The sequence below is a fragment of the Streptomyces sp. NPDC007162 genome (assembly GCF_040634175.1).
In the GTDB taxonomy this organism is placed as follows: domain Bacteria; phylum Actinomycetota; class Actinomycetes; order Streptomycetales; family Streptomycetaceae; genus Streptomyces.
On the sequence record NZ_JBEYFC010000841.1, the window covers coordinates 1 to 2,529 of the forward strand.

3 protein-coding genes and 1 pseudogene are annotated in these 2,529 nt (G+C 71.6%); 3 read left to right on the top strand and 1 reads right to left on the bottom strand.

Annotated elements, in window-relative coordinates; translation table 11 throughout:
- From ABZ646_RS44755 to ABZ646_RS44765, 3 genes are all read left to right on the top strand, one after another.
- On the top strand, positions 1-509 hold a 509-nt coding region (locus tag ABZ646_RS44755), incomplete at its 5' end, for an arginase family protein (protein WP_360533009.1).
- On the top strand, positions 506-2,074 hold the full coding sequence (locus ABZ646_RS44760) for a cytosine permease (RefSeq protein WP_360533012.1): 1,569 nt from the start codon (positions 506-508) through the stop codon (positions 2,072-2,074). The genes ABZ646_RS44755 and ABZ646_RS44760, both read left to right, overlap by 4 nt.
- Before the next feature lie 44 nt (positions 2,075-2,118).
- Positions 2,119-2,460, top strand: a complete 342-nt coding sequence (locus tag ABZ646_RS44765; protein WP_360533015.1) for a cyclase family protein — start codon at positions 2,119-2,121, stop codon at positions 2,458-2,460.
- Here the strand turns inward: ABZ646_RS44765 and ABZ646_RS44770 are convergent.
- A pseudogene (locus tag ABZ646_RS44770) lies at positions 2,439-2,529 on the bottom strand (MurR/RpiR family transcriptional regulator); the annotation flags it as partial. The gene ABZ646_RS44765 and the pseudogene ABZ646_RS44770 overlap by 22 nt on opposite strands.

Here is a 2,529-nt window from a genome sequence, read left to right on the forward strand (position 1 = left end):
CCTGGGACACCTACTTCGGCGCCGAGTACACCCACGGCACCCCGTTCCGGCGCGCCGTCGAGGAGGGCATCGTCGACACCGAGGCGCTCAGCCACGTCGGTACCCGCGGCCCGCTGTACGGCAAGCGGGACCTGGAGGAGGACCGCCGTCTCGGGTTCGGCATCGTCACCTCCTCCGACGTGCTGCGCCGCGGCGTCGACGAGACCGTGGACGCGCTGCGGCAGCGCATCGGCGACCGGCCGCTGTACGTGTCCGTCGACATCGACGTCCTCGACCCCGCACACGCCCCCGGCACCGGTACCCCGGAGGCCGGCGGGATGACCTCGCGTGAGCTGCTGGAGATCCTGCGCGGCCTCGCCGGGCTCAACCTCGTCGGCGGCGACGTCGTCGAGGTCGCCCCCGCCTACGACCACGCCGACATCACCTCCGTCGCCGCGTCGCACGTCGCCTACGACCTGATCAGCCTGTTCACCCTGGACTCCGCCAGCCCCCGCGAGGAGCAGACATGACCACCAGCCCCCAAGCGGAGCAGCACGACGCTCCGGCGCTGACCGAGATCGAGACGTACGGCGTCGAGCGCATCCCGGACGCCGACCGCACCGCCCGGCCGCTCGACCTGTTCCGGGTCGCGTTCGGCGGTGCGAACACCTTCGCCACCTGCGTCCTCGGCGCCTTCCCGATCCTGTTCGGGCTGTCCTTCTGGCAGGGGCTGGCGGCCACCGGCCTCGGGCTCGCCGTCGGCGCGCTGATCCTCGCGCCGCTGGCCCTGTTCGGACCGCTCAACGGCACCAGCAACTCGGTGTCCTCCTCCGCCCACCTGGGTGTGCACGGCCGGGTCGTCGGGTCCTTCCTCTCCCTGCTGACGGCGATCGCCTTCTTCTCCATCTCCGTGTGGTCCTCCGGCGACGCCCTCGTGGGCGGCGCGCACCGGATGTTCCACCTGCCGACGAACGACGGTGTGTACGCGCTGGCGTACGGGCTGTTCGCGGCGCTGGTGCTGACGGTGTGCATCTACGGCTTCCGGTTCATGCTCTTCGTGAACAAGATCGCGGTGGCCGCGGCCTCCCTGCTGTTCGTGCTCGGCGCGTTCGCGTTCGGCGGCGACTTCGACGCCGGATACCAGGGCAGCTTCCACACGCTGAGCACGCCCGGCTTCTGGCCCGCGTTCATCGGCTCCGCGCTGATCGTGCTCTCCAACCCGGTCTCGTTCGGTGCCTTCCTCGGCGACTGGGCCCGCTACATCCCCGCCGACACCCCGCGCCGCCGGGTGATGGGCGCGGCCTTCCTCTCCCAGGTCGCGACGATCCTGCCGTTCTTCTTCGGCCTGGCGACCGCCTCGATCATCGCCGCGAAGGCCGGGAACTTCCTCGACCCGAACGCCCCGGACTACGTGGGCGGCCTGCTGGCCGTCTCGCCCTCCTGGTACTTCCTGCCGGTCTGCCTGCTCGCGCTGATCGGCGGCATGTCCACCGGCACCACCTCGCTCTACGGCACCGGCCTCGACTTCGCCAGCGTCTTCCCGAGGTTCAGCCGCGTGCAGGCCACCGTGTTCATCGGTGTCCTGTCGATCTCCTTCATCTTCGTCGGCCGTTTCGCCGCCAACCTGACCCAGTCCATCTCCACCTTCGCGACGCTGATCATCGTGTGCACCGCGCCGTGGATGGTCATCATGACCCTGGGCTTCCTCACCCGTCGTGGCTGGTACGACCCCGAGTCGCTGCAGGTCTTCAACCGCCGTCAGCGGGGCGGACGGTACTGGTTCTCGCGCGGCTGGAACTGGCGCGGCATGGCCGCCTGGCTGGCCTCCGCCCTGCTCGCGGTCCAGTTCGTCAACCTGCCCGGTCAGTTCGTGGGCGCCCTGGGCGACCTCGTGGGCGGCGTGGACATCTCCCTGCCGGTCGGTCTCGGCCTGGCCGCGGTCAGCTACCTCGCGCTGCTGTGGCTCTTCCCCGAGCCCCGCGCCGTCTTCGGCCCCGAGGGGCCACGGCTGGTGCGTGCCGTCGACACCCCGGTGCCGCCGATCACCGCCGCCGACGGCGCACCCGTCGGCGAGCCCCAGCCGGCCGAGGTGTGAGCGGGGTGCGGCTGATCGACCTGTCGGTGCCCCTGCGCACCGGCATGCCGGTCTACCCCGGGGATCCGCGGGTGGACATCCGGCCCGCGCTCACCGCGGCCGAGGACGGCGTCAACGTCCTCCATCTGCGGCTGGGTTCGCAGTCCGGCACGCACGTGGACGCCCCCTCCCACATCGAGGACGGCCTGCCCGCGCTGGACCGGCTGCCCCTGGACCGTTTCGACGGCCCCGCACACGTCGTCGACCTCCGGGGCCTGCCGCCCCGGACGGCCGTCGGGGCGGACCTGCTCGCCGACGTCCCTGAGGACCGGATCGTGCTGCTCGCCACCGGCTGGTCCGCCCACTGGGGCGGCGACGCCTACCACGACTGCAACAGCGCGTCGTAGGCCACGCTGCCGCCCCTGGTCACCAGCCGTACGTCGGGATGGATACGGCGGGCGGCGTAGGCGAAGTAC

What these genes read in the sequence shown, in the direction of transcription:
- ABZ646_RS44760 (WP_360533012.1), top strand. Translation starts at nt 506, where the DNA reads ATGACCACCAGCCCCCAAGCGGAGCAGCACGACGCTCCGGCGCTGACC.
- ABZ646_RS44765 (WP_360533015.1), top strand. Translation starts at nt 2,119, where the DNA reads ATGCCGGTCTACCCCGGGGATCCGCGGGTGGACATCCGGCCCGCGCTC.